Here is a 15,877-nt window from a genome sequence, read left to right as displayed (position 1 = left end):
TTCCGCCATGACCGATTCCACTCCGCTTTCGCCTGCCGGTGACCGTCACTTCGACGGCCTGGTCGAGAAGTTCGCCGGCAGCCTTTACGGTGGGCCGCGCGGTGCGCTGCGCCTGGCCATGCTCGATGCGTTGCTGCCCGAGATGCTCGAACTCGATGGCCAGCCGCTGCTGGACGTGGGGGGTGGGCTGGGGCAACTCTCCGCCTGGTTCGCCCGGCGCGGCCACCCGGTCACCCTGCTGGAGCCGGCCGGCGACATGCTCGAACAGGCGCGCCAGTCGCTCGAGGGGCTGCCGGTGAGCTTCATGCGGGCGCCGCTGCAGGCGTTGCCGGAGCGCACGCCCGGCCCCTGGCCGCTGATCGCCTGCCACGCCGTGCTGGAGTGGCTCAGCGACCCGCGTGCGGCTCTCGCCACTCTGGCGGATGGGCTCGCTCCGGGCGGTCAGCTGTCGCTGATGGTGTTCAATCGCGATGCGTTGCGTTTCTCCAACGTGGTCAAGGGCAACCTGCAGAAGGCGCTGGACGATCGCCTCGAGGGCACCGGCAAGCGCCAGCGGTTGACCCCCATCTCCCCGTTGAGCCATGACCGGATCGTCGCCTGGAGCCGCGAATGCGGGCTGTCGATTCGCGCTGTGGCGGGCATCCGTGTGTTCCACGATTACCTGCGTCACCCGCCGGCCAGCGAGGACGACTGGCAGCGGCTGGTGGCATTGGAGCGGCGCTACTGCCAGGTCGAGCCGCTCTGGCGACTGGGCCGCTACCTGCTCTATACGCTGGTGAAGGAAGGCGATCTGCCGACCGAGGAGAACGTTCGATGAGTGCCGAAACGCCGGTCTGCCAACTGCTGGAACGCCAGCAGGCCGACTATCGCGGCTGGCTGTGGGTGGCGCCGCCGCGCGATGCCTGGCTCGAGGCGGGGCAGGGCAGCGTCCTGAGCGCCGACCATGGCGTGCTGCAGGCCTGGCAGGGTCGCGGCCGCCCGGCCTCCTCGCCGTTCGCCGGCGATGTCGTCGGCGCGCCGCCCGGGGCGGTGCTGTTCTGGCCCAAGACCCATGCCCTGGGCGAATGGTGGCTGTTGTGGCTGTGCGCTACTCTGCCGGCCGGAACGCCGCTGCAGCTGGTGGGCGAGAACCAGGGCGGCATCAAGCGCGTGCTCAAGGTGCTGGCGGCATTGGGGCTGGGCTGTCGCAAGCTCGACAGCGCGCGGCGCTGCATCCTGTTCGAGACGCGCCTCGGCAAAGTCGGCATCGACCCGGATGCCGCCTGGACCACCTTCGAAGCCGAGGGGCTGACGCTCGTCAGCCATCCCGGCGTGTTCGGTCACGGCAAGCTGGATGAGGGCACCCGGCTGCTGCTCGAGCGGCTCGAAGCGGAACTGCCGGGGCCTGACAAGGCGCAGGACGTGCTCGACATGGGCTGCGGCGATGGCATCCTCGCCGCCTGGCTGGCGCGCCGCGGTCACCGGGTCACGGCGGTCGACGTCAACGCCTTCGCGGTGGAAGCCACCCGGCGCACCCTGGCGGCCAATGGGCTCGAAGGGCGGGCGCTGTCCAGCGACGTCTACTCGGCGCTCGATGGGCGCCGCTTCGCCGCCATCGTCAGCAACCCGCCGTTTCATCAGGAGCGCAGCATCGACTACGGCCCGGCCGGGCGCCTGATCCGCGAGGCGCCCGCGCATCTGCTGCCGGGTGGGACGCTGCTGATGGTGGCCAACGCCTTCCTGCCCTATCCGGACCTGCTCGAGAGCGCCTTCGGTGGGTTCGATGTCCTGGCCGACGATCGGCGGTTTCGGGTTTATCGGGCCCGCGTGGCAGGATCCCGATAGGCGATCTCCGTGATCAGGTAGGTCGTATCGCCCGCCGGCGCCTTGACCGTGACCTCGTCGTCCAGCGCCTTGCCCAGCAGTGCCTTGGCCAGCGGGGCGTCGACGCTGATCCAGCGCTTGGCGGTGTCGGTCTCGTCGTGGCCGACGATGCGGATGCGCATCTCCTCGCCTTCCTCGTCCTCGAGCGTGACGAAGGCGCCGAAATAGACCCTGCCGGTATCCGTCGGCAGGCGATCCACCACCTGCAGCTCGTCGAGCCGCTTGGTCAGGTAGCGGATGCGGGCGATGACCCGGTTGAGTTCCTTCTTGTTGTAGGTGTAGTCGGCGTTCTCGCTGCGGTCGCCCAGCGCCGCGGCTTCGCCCACCTTGGCCGAGAGGGCGGGGCGCTTGACCCGGGAAAGGTGATCGAGAATACCGCGCAGGCGCTCGGCCCCCTCGGCAGTGATCAGGTTGCTCCTGGGTTCCTGGCGCGGGTCCTTGGCGGGGTCGCGCCAGCGCGTCATGTTACGGCCCTTCATGGCGTCGCTCCTGCATTCTTGCGGCGAGTAGGTTCATGCGGCGAAAGGGCAACATACGCCATTGACCCCCGGTGGGCCAGCACCGAGGCGGTGAACGGACTGGCGAATCATTCAAACGTTCGTTACATTGCCGGAAGTGGTGCCGCGCGCCACCGTCAAGAAGTCATCAGCCAATAACAAGCGAATGAAGGAAGGAGTCTGGACATGCCACGACGTCAGTTTCTCGCCGCCGCCCTGGGGGCAGGTCTGCTGCTTGCGCCCTTTTCCGGCGCCCTGGCCTGGGAGAACGAGGTGGAGGCGCTCAAGCAGCGCTGGGAGCGGATCAACACGCAGCAGGCCGAGGGGCAGCGTCGCAGCGCGCTCAAGTCGCTGGCCAGCGAAGCCGAGCAGCTGACCGAGGCCAATGCCGGCGAGGCCCAGCCGCTGATCTGGTACGGCATCATCGAGGCGTCGTATGCGCGCGAGCGCAGCGGCCTGGGGGCGCTGGGCAGCGCCCGCTCGGCGCGCGATGCCCTGGAGCGCGCCATCGAGCTCGACCCGCAGGGAGGCAACGGCTCGGCCTACGTGACCCTGGGCGCGTTATACGACCGTGCGCCGGGTTTCCCCATTGGCTTTGGCGACAGTGACACCGCCGAGCGCATGTTCCAGCGCGCGCTGGAGATCCGCCCCGAGGGTATCGACGTCAACTACTACTATGCTGCCTTCCTCGAGGACGAGGGGCGCCGCGGTGAGGCGCGCGAGCACGCCCAGCGTGCCGTCGACGGTACCGCGCGCGAGGATCGCCAGGCCTCGGACGAGGCACTGCGCGAGGAGGCCAGGGCGCTGCTGTCCCGGCTCTGAGGCGACGTTCCCGCGCGCCCGGGGCGTGCGGGTTCGGCAGGCGGCGGTTGGCAGATTCGGCTCCGGTCACGATAATGGTCGCCATCGCAGACTCGGAGGTTTGCATGACCGATAATCACGATAGCGGCCGGGACGCCGCCCGCCTGCCCAGCTTCAGCGGTACCGATGTCGAGCTGAACGAGCGTCGCTGCCTGCATCAGGGGTTCTTCCGCCTGGACGAGGTGCACCTGCGCCACCGCCTGTTCGAGGGCGGCTGGAGTGGTACGGTGGTGCGCGAGGTGCACGTTCGGCATGATGCCGTCGGCGTGCTGCTCTACGACGTGGAGCGCGACTGCGTGGTGCTGGTCGAGCAGATCCGTGCCGGGGCGCTGGACGACCCCGAGTCGCCGTGGAAGCTCGAGATCGTCGCCGGCCTGGTCGAGGAGGGTGAGAGCGCGGCCGAGGTGGCCCGGCGGGAAGCCATGGAGGAAGCCGGCTGCGAGGTCATTGACCTGGTCGAACTGCATACCTACTATCCGAGCCCGGGCGCCTGCTCGGAGCGAGTGACGCTGTTCTGCGCGCTGGTCGACTGTGACGGGCTGGGCGGCGTGCATGGCCTGGACGAAGAGCATGAGGACATCCGCGTTCACGTGTTACCGTTTCATCAGGCCTGGGAACTCTTGCAGGCTGGGCGACTCGACAATGCCATGTGTCTGATCGCCTTCTACTGGTTGGCGGCTGAACGAGCATCTCTACGAGCAAGGGGGTAGCGTGGCGAGAACCGCCTATGTCACCGATCTGAAGGGCCTGCAGGGGGAATGCAGCGCCAACTACCTGCGCCTGGTTCGGCTGCTGGGCGATCTGGGGGCGGGCGAGACGCGTGAGCTCGAGCTGACCGGTGGGCGTGGCCGATTCGGTACCCTGTGGCTGTCGGTGCTGGAGCGGGCGCCCTATACCACCATCGCCCGCGTGAGCCAGAGCGGCCTGATGGATGCGGTCATCGAGCCGCCCTGCATGCGTGTGCACCTGTACCATGACGTGCGCATGGCCGAGGTCACGGACTTCCAGCGCGAGCGTCACTTCAACGGGCGCTACCGCTATCCCAACGTGCGCATGTTCCAGCCCGACGAGAAGCTGCAGCTCAACCGTTTCCTGGGGGAGTGGCTGGCCCATGGCCTGGAGCACGGCCACCCTACCAACGTGACGGAACTGCCGGGATGATGCGGCTGGTCCAGCTCAGCGACTGCCACCTGCATGCCGACCCCGATGCCCGCTCGCGGGCCGGCTTCCCTCTGCGCCAGCTCGAGTCGGTGGTGGCGGCGGTGCGCGCCGAACGCCCCGACGCGGTCATTGTCAGCGGCGATGTCAGTCAGGACGAGACGGCAGCCTCCTACCAGCATGCCCATCGGGTGCTCTCGAGGCTGGAGTGCCCCTGGTTCTGGCTGGGCGGCAACCACGACCAGCAGGATCTGATGCGGGACATCAAGGCCATCCACGACGACATCGACCTGGGCGACTGGCGGCTGTTGGTCGCCGATACCTGGGTCAAGGGGCATGCCCATGGCGAACTGGGCGCGGAGCGGATCGAGGCGCTGGTCGAGCGCCTGAGCCAGGACGAGCGCCCCACGCTGCTGGTCATGCATCATCCGCCGCTTCCGGTGGGCTCGGCCTGGCTCGACGAGATCGGGCTCAAGGATCGTGACGCCCTGTGGCAGGCGCTGGCGCCGTTCACGCAGGTCAAGGCCATTCTCTGCGGTCACATCCACCAGGCCTTCGCCGGCCGCCAGCGGCTGGAGCGTGGCGAGGTCATGGTCTACGGCTGCCCTTCGACCACCGATCAGTTCCTGGCTGGCTCCGACGGCTTCGCCATCGATGAGGCGTCGCGCCCGGGCTTTCGGATCGTCGACCTGCGCAGCGACGAGTGGTTGACCTGGATCGAGCGCATCGATCTTTGATGCTTCGATTCGTTTTTGATCTAAAAAGATAGGCAATCATTCTTTTACGTTATTATTAGCCCGGCGTTACCCTGTGCGCATGATTCTAATGCCCATCGTCATGCGAGGTATCCGGGCCGATGACCAGTCTCAAAGCTCCCGAGCACAAGCCGGCGCCCCCGGCTTCCGACTCGCCGGCCTCCCTGTCGCCGCGCCGGCTGACCCATCTCCAGCAGCTCGAAGCCGAATCGATCCATATCATCCGCGAGGTGGCCGCCGAGTTCCGTAACCCGGTGATGCTCTACTCCATCGGCAAGGACTCCTCGGTGATGCTGCATTTGGCGCGCAAGGCCTTCTACCCCGGGCCGCCGCCGTTCCCGCTGATGCACATCAACACCACCTGGAAGTTCCGCGAGATGATCGCCTTCCGCGACCGCATGGCCGGCGAGGTGGGCATGGAGCTGATCGAGCACATCAACGAGGAGGGGCGCGCCGCGGGCATCAACCCCTTCGATCACGGCTCCAGCGGCTATACCGACGTGATGAAGACCCAGGCGCTCAAGCAGGCGCTGGACAAGTACGGCTTCGATGCCGCCTTCGGCGGCGCGCGTCGCGACGAGGAGGCCAGCCGCGCCAAGGAGCGGGTGTTCTCGTTCCGTGACAAGTTCCACCGCTGGGACCCCAAGAGCCAGCGTCCCGAGCTGTGGAACCTCTACAACGCCCGGGTCAACAAGGGCGAGTCGATCCGCGCCTTCCCGCTCTCCAACTGGACCGAGCTGGACATCTGGCAGTACATCTACCTCGAGCAGATTCCCATCGTGCCGCTCTACTACGCCGCCCCGCGCCCGGTGGTGGAGCGCGACGGCATGCTGGTCATGGTCGACGACGAGCGGATGCCGCTCGCCCCCGGCGAGGTGCCCGAGGAGAAGTGGGTGCGCTTCCGCACCCTGGGCTGCTACCCGCTGACCGGCGCGGTGGAGTCCAGGGCCGACACCCTGCCCGAGATCATCCAGGAGATGCTGCTGACCCGCACCAGCGAGCGCAGCGGCCGGGCCATCGACCACGACCAGGCGGGCTCGATGGAGAAGAAGAAGCGCGAGGGGTACTTCTGATGGCACACCAATCGACACTGATCGCCGACAACATCGAGCAGTACCTGCACGAGCACGAGAACAAGGACCTGCTGCGCTTCATCACCTGCGGCAGCGTCGACGACGGCAAGTCGACCCTGATCGGCCGGCTGCTGCACGACTCCAAGATGATCTTCGACGATCACCTGGCGGCGTTGACCCGCGACTCCAAGAAGAGCGGCACCACCGGCGATGCCGTGGACCTGGCGCTGCTGGTCGATGGCCTGCAGTCGGAGCGCGAGCAGGGCATCACCATCGACGTGGCTTACCGCTTCTTCTCCACCGACAAGCGCAAGTTCATCATCGCCGATACGCCGGGGCACGAGCAGTACACCCGCAACATGGCCACCGGGGCCTCCACCGCCAACCTGGCGATCATCCTGATCGACGCCCGCTACGGCGTGCAGACCCAGACCCGGCGTCACAGCTTCATTGCCGATCTGCTGGGCATCAAGCACCTGGTCATCGCGGTGAACAAGATGGACCTGGTGGGCTTCGACGAGGCGCGCTTCGACGAGATCGTCGCCGACTACCGGCGCTTCGCCGAGCAACTCTCGGTCAAGGACCTGCATTTCGTGCCGATGTCGGCGCTGGAGGGCGACAACGTGGTCAACCGCAGCGACCGCACGCCCTGGTACCAGATCGACGGCGAAGCGGGACCGGCGCTGCTGGAACTGCTGGAGTCCGTGGAGGTGAGCCGCGACCGCAACCTGGTCGACCTGCGCTTCCCGGTGCAGTACGTCAACCGGCCCAACCTCGACTTCCGCGGCTATGCCGGCACGCTGGAGGCCGGTGTGCTGCGCCCGGGCCTGGCGATCAAGGCGCTGCCCTCGGGCAAGACCAGTCGCATCGAACGGGTCGTCACTTTCGATGGCGACCTGGAGGCGGCGTGGCCGGGGCAGGCCGTCACCGTGACCCTCGAGGACGAGATCGATATCTCCCGTGGCGACTGGATCGTCGCCGAGGATGCCGAGGTCACCCTGACCAACGCCTTCGATGCCGACATCGTGTGGATGCACGAACAGCCCTTGGCGCCCGGTCGGCAGTATGACATCCGCCTGGCCGGACGCTCGGTGGCCGGGCGCGTGAGTGCGATTCACCACCAGGTCGACGTCAACACCCTGGAGCGGCACGAGGCCGAGCGCCTGGAGCTGAACGCCATCGCCCGCTGCCGGGTCGAATTGACCGCCGAGGTACCGCTCGACGCTTACGACCAGAGCCCCGGCACCGGGAGTTTCATCGTCATCGACCGGCTCTCCAACGTCACCGTGGGGGCGGGCATGGTGCGCGGCGCTGCCGAGGCGGCAGGGCAACCGCGCCGCGAGGTCGACTGGCCGACCTTCGAACTGGAACTCAATGCGCTGATTCGCAAGCATTTCCCGCATTGGGAAGCGAAGGACGTTCGCGATCTGCTGCGCTGATCGGCCAGACCGACCATAGACGGTTGAACTGGCGGCATTATCCTCCACACTAGGGACAGGGCTCGGCGCTTGCCGGGCCCTGTCGAGTGTCAGGGAGGAGACATGCCGTACTGCCAGGATCGGCCGGTAGCGTACCGTTCGAGTGGCTTCCCGCCAGCTGGCGCCTCGCCGGAGGGTGAATGACGGGCTTCGTCAGGCGCTTGCTGCGCATTGCCGCCCGCCCGATGAAGCGTGACCGCGGGCGTGGTGGCTACGTCGTGCACCCCTACCGCGGCTACGGCTCCCGCCACGAGGCCTTCCTCATGGGGCGGGTGTTCCGCCAGGCCGCGCTGGGCGAGCTGATTCCGCGCTATGGCGTTCTGCGCGACCTGGCCGACATCGTGCGGCGCCTCTTCCGCCATGGGCTCCCTGCGGTCACCGTCGAGGTGACCCTGGGGCAGAACGTCACCACCGTGACCACCGACCGCGACGGCTACTTCGACGTGCACATGCCGCTCGCGCACGCCCTGCCGCAGGACAGCGCCTGGCATCACGCCGAACTGCACGTGGTGCTGCCGGACATCGAGCCGGTACAGTCGTTCGCCGAGGTCTACATCCCCCCGGCCGAGGCCGACCTGCTGATCATCAGCGACATCGACGACACGGTGATGTACACCGGCGTGGCCAACAAGCTGCGCATGCTGCACCGGCTGTTCGTCAAGCGGGCGCACCAGCGCATGGCCTTTCCCGGCGTAGCCGACTTCTACCAGGCGCTGCACGTCGGTGGCAGCGGCCAGGCCAAGCGGCCGATTCTCTACGTCTCGCGCGGGCCTTGGAGCATCTACGAGATGCTCGAGGAGTTCTTCCAGCTCAACCGCATCCCCGTGGGGCCCATCCTGTTCCTGCGCGAGTGGGGCATCTCCTGGCGCAAGCCGTGGCCGCGGCGTGCCGAGGATCACAAGTACGACCTGATCCAGCACATGCTGTCGATGCGCGACGAGCTGCCCTGTGTACTGGTCGGCGACAGCGGCCAGCATGACCCCGAGGTCTATGCGCGCATCGTGCACGAATATCCCGAGCGGATCCGGGCGGTCTACATCCGGCGGGTGGAGCGCCGGCCCGAGCGCGAGCGCGCCATCGATGCGCTGCGCGAGGAGATTCGCCATACCGGCTGCGACCTGGTGCTGGCCGAAGACAGTCTTGCCATGGCCGAGCACGCCTTCACCCAAGGGCTGATCGCCGAGGAGGGGCTCGAGCGGGTGCGCCGGGCGTCGCATGCATAGCTCGAGCTGAGGCCGGCTCCGGCGCTAGTCCATCGCTTTGGCGGGTTACAAATTCGTTATTCTGTGTGTCGATTTCTTGCGTTTTTCGCTTCTACCCTGCGCCTGACGCCAGGGCTTCGTTAATTTCTCGTTGAGGCTCGGCACGTTTCAGAAGAGGTACTCGCATGACCACGATCGTATGGGATGGGACCACGCTGGCGACGGATTCGCTGATCAGTGTTAACGGCTCGACCTACAACCATGCGCAGAAGCTGTTCCAGCTCGACAACGGCGAGTGGGTCGCCTTCGCCGGCGAGCAGCAGGAGTGGTGGGAGGTCATGGAGTGGCTCAATGCCGGGGCGCCACGTAACGACAAGCCGCACGTGACGAGGGTCGAGATGATCATTGCCGGGCCCGACGGCGTCTTCGAGATGTTCAACAAGCTGGTGCGGATTCCGGTCAACGGCCCCGTCGCCTACGGCACCGGCTGGAAGTGGGCGCTGGCTGCCATCGACCACGGCAAGAGCGCCGTCGAGGCGGTGGAATATGCCAAGACCCGCGACCATGACAGCGGCGGTGAGGTGCAGTCCGTCACGCCCGCGACCCGGGCCGGCGTACCCTTCGCGACGATGATGCGGGATGTCGAGGCAAAGCCGGAACCCGCGACGACCTGATATCGGCTAGACCCCGCGCAGCCCCGGCCAACTGGCCGGGGCTGCGTCGTTGGTGCGTCGGGCGCAGCGCGACAGCATGAACCCGAACCGGGTACGCTACGTCCAACGTCAAGACGCCCAAAGAGACCCCGAACGCCATGATCGTGCTGCTGATCGTCTTTCTGCTGGCCATCTTCGTGCTGCCCAACGTGTGGGCCAAGTGGGTGCTGTCGCGGCACTCCCGTGGGCGCGACGATTATCCCGGTACCGGTGCCGAACTGGCCGATCATCTGCTGCGTCGCCTGGGCATCGAGGGGGTCAAGGTGGAGATGACCGACCAGGGCGACCATTACGACCCGGAGGCGCGCCGGGTGCGACTCTCCCGCGAGCACTACGAGGGACGCTCGCTGACGGCAGTGACCGTGGCCGCCCATGAGGTGGGCCATGCCATCCAGCACCACGAGGGGTACGCCCCGCTGATCGCTCGGGCGCGCATGGTCGGCGTGGCGCAGCGGGCCGAGAAGATCGGCGCGCTGCTGATGATGGCTGCCCCTTTCCTGTTCATCCTGACCCGCCTGCCCGGGGGGCTGGCCATCGTGATCGTGGCGGCGGTAATCAGCTTCGGCACCGCGGCGGTGGTGCATCTGGTGACCCTGCCGGTGGAGTTCGACGCCAGCTTCAATCGCGCCCTGCCGCTGCTGCGCGAGTACGTGCCGCCCTACGACATGCCCGGCGCCCGCCACGTGCTGACCGCCTGCGCCTTCACCTACGTGGCCGCCTCGCTGGCGAGCATCCTGAACCTGGGGCGCTGGCTGGTGATCCTGCGTCGCTGACCCCACCAGACCTTGAGTGCAAGCGGAAGGGGTTTCTAGAGTTCAGGGAGTAACCATGGGCCTTCATGGAGGAGGTGCGAGATGACGACTCCCCAGGACTACGTTCGCGACCATGCCATGCCGCTCGCCGGACGGAGCAGCGACTACGACCGCCTGCTCGACGAGGTGGGTGAGCGTTCACTGGTGCTGCTCGGCGAGGCCTCCCACGGCACCGCCGAGTTCTACCGTATGCGCGCCGAGATCACTCGGCGCCTGATCCGCGAGAAGGGCTTCGAGGCGGTGATCGTCGAGGCCGACTGGCCCGATGCGTTGCGCCTCAATCGCTACGTCCGCGGCGAAGGTGATGACACGCTCAAGAGCGCCTTCGACGATTTCCAGCGGTTTCCGCAGTGGATGTGGCGCAACACCGACGTGCGCGACTTCATCGGCTGGCTCGCGGAGCACAATGCCGGCAAGCATGCCGATGAGCAGGTGGGTTTCCACGGCCTCGACGTCTACAGCCTGCACCGCTCGGCGGAGGCAGTGATCGAGTACCTCGAGGGCATCGACCCGGAGCAGGCGCGCATCGCCCGCGAGGGCTACGGCTGCCTCGACCACGGTGGCGACCCGGTGCGCTACGGTCACGATGCCGCCTTCGGCCTCAGCCGCATCTGCGAGGATGCCGCCGTGCGCCTGCTCGCCGACCTGCTCGAGAAGGCCGGCAACTACCTGCATGGGGACGGCCGACGCTCTCGCGACGAGCAGTTCTTCGCCGAGCAGAACGCCCGCGTGGTGGTCAATGCGGAACACTACTATCGGGCCATGTTCGGCTCGCGGGTGGATACCTGGAACCTGCGCGACGAGCACATGACCGATACCATCGCCGAGCTGCGCGAACACCTGCGCCGCCAGGGCGGGCAGGGCAAGCTGGTGGTGTGGGCGCACAACTCCCACCTGGGCGATGCCGCGTTCACCGACATGGGCTGGCATCGCGGCCAGCACAATGTCGGCCAGCTGGTGCGCCATCGCTTCGGTACCGATCAGGCGCTATTGGTGGGCTTTACCACCCATAGCGGCTTCGTCTCGGCGGCCCGCGACTGGGACGGCCCGGTGGAGCATCGCAAGGTGCGGCCCTCGATGGAGGGCAGCGTCGAGCGGCTGTTCCACGACAGCGGCCGCGGCGACTTCTACCTGCCGCTGGGCGAGGGTGCGGCGCCCCTGAAGGAGCCGCTGTGGGAGCGCGCCATCGGCGTGATCTACCGCCCCGAGTCGGAGCGCATCAGCCACTACTTCAAGGCATCAATGGCCCGGCAGTTCGACGCCGTTTTCCATGTCGACGAGACCCGCGCCGTGGAGCCGTTCGACAGGGGCGAGCAGTGGCACCCGGAGGAGGCACCGGATACCTATCCGTTCGGGGTCTAGGGCCTGGCGGCGGTTACCATCGAATTCTGCTGATGTACGGGAGGTCGGGATTCTGCCAGCATTGACGGCACGGCGTAGCGGCCAATGAAGCTGGACTGAGCGGTAGTCGCTGCGCAGGCTTCCGTCTCGAGGCTTGCCGGGGATCCGGGCTGCGTGCCCCTGGGATCGCACCGGCGGTGCCTTGACCATCGCCGGGTCGTGTCGGTGCCTGGCTCGAGCGACCCGGAGAACCACAATGACGTCAGGCAACGTCGAGGAGAGCACCCGAAGCGATACGTGGCCCGTGGCGACGATCGCCATCGCCCAGCTGTTCGGTACCTCGCTGTGGTTCAGCGCCAACAGCGCGGCGGACGACCTGATGCGCACCTGGCACGTCAGCGCCGCCGATATCGGCTGGCTGACCAGCGCGGTGCAGGTCGGCTTCATCCTCGGCACGCTGACGATGGCCCTCGGCGGTCTGGCGGATCGCTATCGCGCCAGCCGGATCTTCGTCTGCTGTGCGCTGGCCGGCGCCCTGTTCAACGCCGGTTTCGCCCTGCTGTCGGAGGGGTTGGCCAGTGCCCTGGTGTTGCGTTTCCTGGTCGGGCTGTCGTTGGCGGGCATCTATCCGGTAGGCATGAAGCTGATCGTCAGCTGGGCGCCGGAGCGTACCGGCCAGGCGCTGGCACAGCTGGTGGCCATGCTGACGCTGGGTACGGCGCTGCCCCACGGGCTGCGGGAGGTAGGGGCCGAGCTTCCCTGGCAGATGATCATTCTTGCCTCGTCCGGGCTTGCCCTGCTCGGGGCGGTGATGATCCGCTGGCTGGGCGACGGACCTCACCTGCCGGATGCCCGCCAACGCAAGGCATCCTCGGGCACCGAGACAGGGCAGAGGCCCACGGTGCTGGACGCGTTCCGGATCCATCGCTTCCGCGCGGCCGCGCTGGGCTACTTCGGCCACATGTGGGAGCTGTACGCCTTCTGGACGGTGGTGCCGCTGCTGGTATCGCAGACGGTGCTGGCCAGCCGGTACGGCGCGGTGGGAGTCTCCGGGATGGCATTTACCATCATCGGGGTCGGGGCGCTGGGCTGCATCGTCGGCGGGTGGCTGTCGCAGCGCATCGGCAGCGCCAGGGTGGCGCTGGGCGCCCTGGCCTCCTCGGGCGTCTGTGCCCTGGTGTTCGCGCTGTTCTGGCAGGCGCTGCCGGCCGTCGCGCTGGGCCTGCTGCTGCTGGTATGGGGGGCGACCGTCATCGCGGACTCGCCGCAATTCTCCGCCCTCTCGGCTCAGGCCTGCCCGCGCGAGCTGGTCGGTGCCGCATTGGCGATTCAGAATTCCATCGGCTTTGCCATTACCGTGGTCTCCATTGCCGCCACGACGACGCTGTTCGAGCGCGTGGGGCTGCACGCCGCCTGGCTGCTCGTCCCCGGCCCGATCGTGGGGCTGCTCGGCTTCGCCTGGGCGACCAGGCGAGCCGTCGAGGAGCCGTTGGCCACCCAGGACGCGCCGTGATGCCTCACGCGCCCGCCCGGCTAGCGACCTCCACCTCCGGCGCTGTGGCCTCATCCGCATCGAGCGCGATCGGCGGCTGGAAGCCCTTGAGGCGCAGCGCGTTGGTAAGCACGCAGATGCTCGAGGCGGCCATGGCCACGGCGGCGAAGATCGGCGAGAGCAGGATCCCGAAGGCGGGAAACAGCGCGCCGGCGGCCACCGGGATCAGCACGGTGTTGTAGGCGAAGGCCCAGAACAGGTTCTGCTTGATGTTGCGGATGGTGGCCCGGGACAGCGCGATGGCATTGGGCACGTTGCGCAGGTCGCCGGACATCAGCACCACCTCGGCGGATTCGATGGCGATATCGGTGCCGGTGCCGATGGCGATCCCCACGTCGGCCTGGGCCAGCGCCGGGGCATCGTTGATGCCGTCGCCGACGAAGGCCACCAGGCCGCCTTCGGCCTGCAGTTGCTTCACCGCATCCACCTTGCCGTCGGGCAGGACCTCGGCCACCACCTTGTCGATGCCGAGGCGGCGGGCGATGGCATCGGCGGTGCGCCGGTTGTCGCCGGTGATCATCGCGACCTGCAGGCCCTCGGCGTGCAGCGCGCGGATGGCGGCCGGCGTGGACTCCTTGATCGGGTCGGCGACGGCGATGATCGCGGCCAGGCGGCCATCGATGGCGGCATACAGCGGTGACTTGCCCTCGTCAGCGAGCCGGTGTGCGCTCTCGGCGAAGGTCTCCACGTCCAGGCCCAACTGGCGCATGTAGCGGTCGGCACCGACGTCCACCCGGCGCCCATCGACCCGGGCCGTGACGCCGAAACCGGGAATGGCCTCGAAGCCCTGGATGGCACCGGGCTCCAGCCCGCGGGCCTTGGCCGCGCTGGCGATCGCCTCGGCGATGGGGTGCTCCGACTGACGCTCGACGGAGGCCACCAGGCGCAGGGTATCGGCCTCGTCGAAATCCTTGGCCACGACCAGGTCGGTGAGCTCGGGCCGGCCCTTGGTCAGGGTGCCGGTCTTGTCCAGCGCGATCACCTTGGCGTCGCGCAGCGACTGCAGGGCTTCGCCCTTGCGGAACAGCACGCCCATCTTCGCGGCCTTGCCGGTGCCCACCATGATCGAGGTGGGGGTGGCCAGGCCCATGGCACACGGGCAGGCGATGATCAGCACCGCCACGCCGTTGACCAGGGCGAAGGTCAGCGCGGGGGCGGGGCCGAAGACCAGCCAGACGCCAATGGTGGCCAGGGCCGCGGCGATCACCGCCGGGACGAAGTAGGTAGTGACCTTATCCACCATGGCCTGGATCGGCAGCTTCGAGCCCTGGGCCTGCTCGACCATGCGCACGATCTGGGCCAGCAGGGTGTCGGCGCCGACCTTGGTGGCACGGAAGCTGAAGCTGCCCACCTTGTTGAGAGTGCCGCCGACCACGTCCGCGCCGGCTTCCTTGCGCACCGGTACGGGTTCGCCGGTGATCATCGACTCGTCAACGAAGGAGCTGCCGTCGATCACCAGGCCATCCACCGGGATCTTCTCGCCGGGGCGTACCAGCACGATGTCGCCCTGGCGCACCGCGTCGATGCCGATCTCCATTTCCTCACCGTCGCGAACCACGCGGGCGGTCTTGGCCTGGAGCTTCATCAACGCCTTGATGGCCTCGCTGGTGCGGCCCTTGGCGATGGCCTCGAAATAGCGGCCGACGAGGATCAGCGTGATGATCACCGCCGAGGCCTCGAAGTAGACGTTCACGGTGCCGGCCGGCAGCACCTGGGGCAGGAAGGTGGCCACCACCGAATAGCCCCAGGCCGCGGTAGTACCCAGCATCACCAGCGAGTTCATGTCCGGGCCGCCGCGCATCAGGGCGGGCCAGCCCTTCTGGTAGAAGCGCAGGCCGGGGCCGAATTGTACGATCGAGGCCAGCACGAAGAACAGGTAGAACAGGTTCTGCTGGCCCAGGCTCATGTGCAGCCAGTGATGAAGCCCGGGTATGAAGTGCGAGCCCATCTCCAGCACGAAGAGTGGCAGCGTGAATACTGTGGCGATGGCGACCGCGCGTTTCAGCTCGGCGATCTCCCGTTCACGGGCCTCGCGTTCGCGATCACTGCGATCCGGTGCGTCGCTGGCGGCCTCGGCGTCGTAGCCCGCCGCCTTCACGGCCTCGATCAGACGCGGCGCGGTGACGGCCCCTGCCACCACTTTCACGGTGGCCGTCGCCGTGGCCAGGTTGACGCTGGCCTCGAGTACCCCGGGCACGCCGGCGAGCTTGCGCTCCACGCGGCCGACGCAGGAGGCACAACTCATGCCCTCGACCGACAGCTCGATGGTCTCGCTTGAGGCGGGATAGCCTGCGGCATTGACCGCCTGCACGACACCGGCGATATCCGTCTGACCGGAAGCGAACTCCACCTGGGCGCGCTGCGTGGCCAGGTTGACGGAAGCGTCGACGACTCCTGGCACACCGCGGATCGCCTTCTCGACCCGGCCGACGCAGGAGGCGCAGCTCATGCCTTCGATGGCCACGGAATACGTTTCGCTGCCGCTGGAATCATTACGAACCGCCAAGGCGGCCTCGTTGCTCGACATGCCTTGTGCCTCCGTTGCGATGAGGGTTACTATGTCTCAAACCTT

Annotated in this window: 15 protein-coding genes; 13 read left to right on the top strand and 2 right to left on the bottom strand. The window is 67.5% G+C overall.

The window, feature by feature from the left end; all coding sequences use genetic code 11:
- Positions 1-7 precede the first annotated feature (7 nt).
- Positions 8-817, top strand: a complete 810-nt coding sequence (locus I4484_RS15065) for a methyltransferase domain-containing protein (RefSeq protein ID WP_197448054.1) — start codon at positions 8-10, stop codon at positions 815-817.
- Positions 814-1,824 carry a methyltransferase gene (locus tag I4484_RS15060; protein ID WP_197448053.1) on the top strand — a complete coding sequence of 337 codons (1,011 nt, stop codon included), beginning with the start codon at positions 814-816 and terminating at the stop codon, positions 1,822-1,824. The genes I4484_RS15065 and I4484_RS15060 overlap by 4 nt, the downstream gene beginning before the upstream one ends.
- Here the strand turns inward: I4484_RS15060 and greB are convergent.
- A complete protein-coding gene (gene greB / locus I4484_RS15055; protein WP_197448052.1) occupies positions 1,794-2,342 on the bottom strand; it encodes a transcription elongation factor GreB in 549 nt (182 codons plus the stop codon). The two genes, I4484_RS15060 and greB, sit on opposite strands and share 31 nt — an antisense overlap.
- 204 nt (positions 2,343-2,546) lie before the next feature.
- Here greB and I4484_RS15050 point away from each other — a divergent pair, with 204 nt between their 5' ends.
- The 11 genes from I4484_RS15050 (at position 2,547) to I4484_RS15000 (ending at position 13,266) form a co-directional block, all read left to right on the top strand.
- Entirely contained in the window at positions 2,547-3,182 is a 636-nt protein-coding gene (locus tag I4484_RS15050) for a hypothetical protein (RefSeq protein WP_197448051.1), read from the top strand.
- Between the two features lie 104 nt (positions 3,183-3,286).
- Positions 3,287-3,931, top strand: coding sequence for an NUDIX domain-containing protein (locus I4484_RS15045; protein WP_197448050.1), 645 nt, complete (start codon positions 3,287-3,289; stop codon positions 3,929-3,931).
- A 1-nt stretch (position 3,932) separates the two neighbouring features.
- Entirely contained in the window at positions 3,933-4,382 is a 450-nt protein-coding gene (locus I4484_RS15040; RefSeq protein ID WP_197448049.1) for a DUF1249 domain-containing protein, read from the top strand.
- Positions 4,382-5,116, top strand: coding sequence for a phosphodiesterase (locus I4484_RS15035; protein WP_197451067.1), 735 nt, complete (start codon positions 4,382-4,384; stop codon positions 5,114-5,116). The genes I4484_RS15040 and I4484_RS15035 overlap by 1 nt, the downstream gene beginning before the upstream one ends.
- Before the next feature lie 182 nt (positions 5,117-5,298).
- The gene (cysD, locus tag I4484_RS15030; RefSeq protein WP_197451066.1) at positions 5,299-6,207 is read left to right on the top strand and encodes a sulfate adenylyltransferase subunit CysD; all 909 of its coding nucleotides are present in this window, start codon (positions 5,299-5,301) and stop codon (positions 6,205-6,207) included.
- Entirely contained in the window at positions 6,207-7,646 is a 1,440-nt protein-coding gene (gene cysN / locus I4484_RS15025) for a sulfate adenylyltransferase subunit CysN (protein WP_197448048.1), read from the top strand. Before cysD ends, cysN begins: the two co-directional genes overlap by 1 nt.
- A 179-nt stretch (positions 7,647-7,825) precedes the next feature.
- Complete coding sequence (locus I4484_RS15020; RefSeq protein WP_197448047.1) at positions 7,826-8,908, top strand: App1 family protein; 1,083 nt, start codon at positions 7,826-7,828, stop codon at positions 8,906-8,908.
- A gap of 164 nt (positions 8,909-9,072) precedes the next feature.
- Positions 9,073-9,561 carry a 20S proteasome subunit A/B gene (locus I4484_RS15015; RefSeq protein WP_197448046.1) on the top strand — a complete coding sequence of 163 codons (489 nt, stop codon included), beginning with the start codon at positions 9,073-9,075 and terminating at the stop codon, positions 9,559-9,561.
- A 137-nt stretch (positions 9,562-9,698) separates the two neighbouring features.
- Positions 9,699-10,373: a zinc metallopeptidase gene (locus tag I4484_RS15010; RefSeq protein ID WP_197448045.1), complete on the top strand. Its 675-nt coding sequence runs from the start codon at positions 9,699-9,701 to the stop codon at positions 10,371-10,373.
- Between the two features lie 81 nt (positions 10,374-10,454).
- Positions 10,455-11,774: an erythromycin esterase family protein gene (locus tag I4484_RS15005; RefSeq protein WP_197448044.1), complete on the top strand. Its 1,320-nt coding sequence runs from the start codon at positions 10,455-10,457 to the stop codon at positions 11,772-11,774.
- A gap of 235 nt (positions 11,775-12,009) precedes the next feature.
- Complete coding sequence (locus tag I4484_RS15000) at positions 12,010-13,266, top strand: MFS transporter (protein WP_197448043.1); 1,257 nt, start codon at positions 12,010-12,012, stop codon at positions 13,264-13,266.
- Positions 13,267-13,270: 4 nt separating this feature from the next.
- Here I4484_RS15000 and I4484_RS14995 read toward each other — a convergent pair whose 3' ends face one another.
- Positions 13,271-15,832 (bottom strand): heavy metal translocating P-type ATPase, encoded by a 2,562-nt coding sequence (locus I4484_RS14995; RefSeq protein WP_234283737.1) that lies wholly within the window; start codon positions 15,830-15,832, stop codon positions 13,271-13,273.
- Between the last annotated feature and the right edge of the window lie 45 nt (positions 15,833-15,877).

It is taken from the genome of Halomonas sp. SS10-MC5, assembly GCF_015992245.1.
GTDB classification, from domain to species: domain Bacteria; phylum Pseudomonadota; class Gammaproteobacteria; order Pseudomonadales; family Halomonadaceae; genus Halomonas; species Halomonas sulfidoxydans.
The sequence above is the reverse complement of the archived record's forward strand: the minus strand, read 5'-3'. Positions and strand labels throughout refer to the sequence as shown.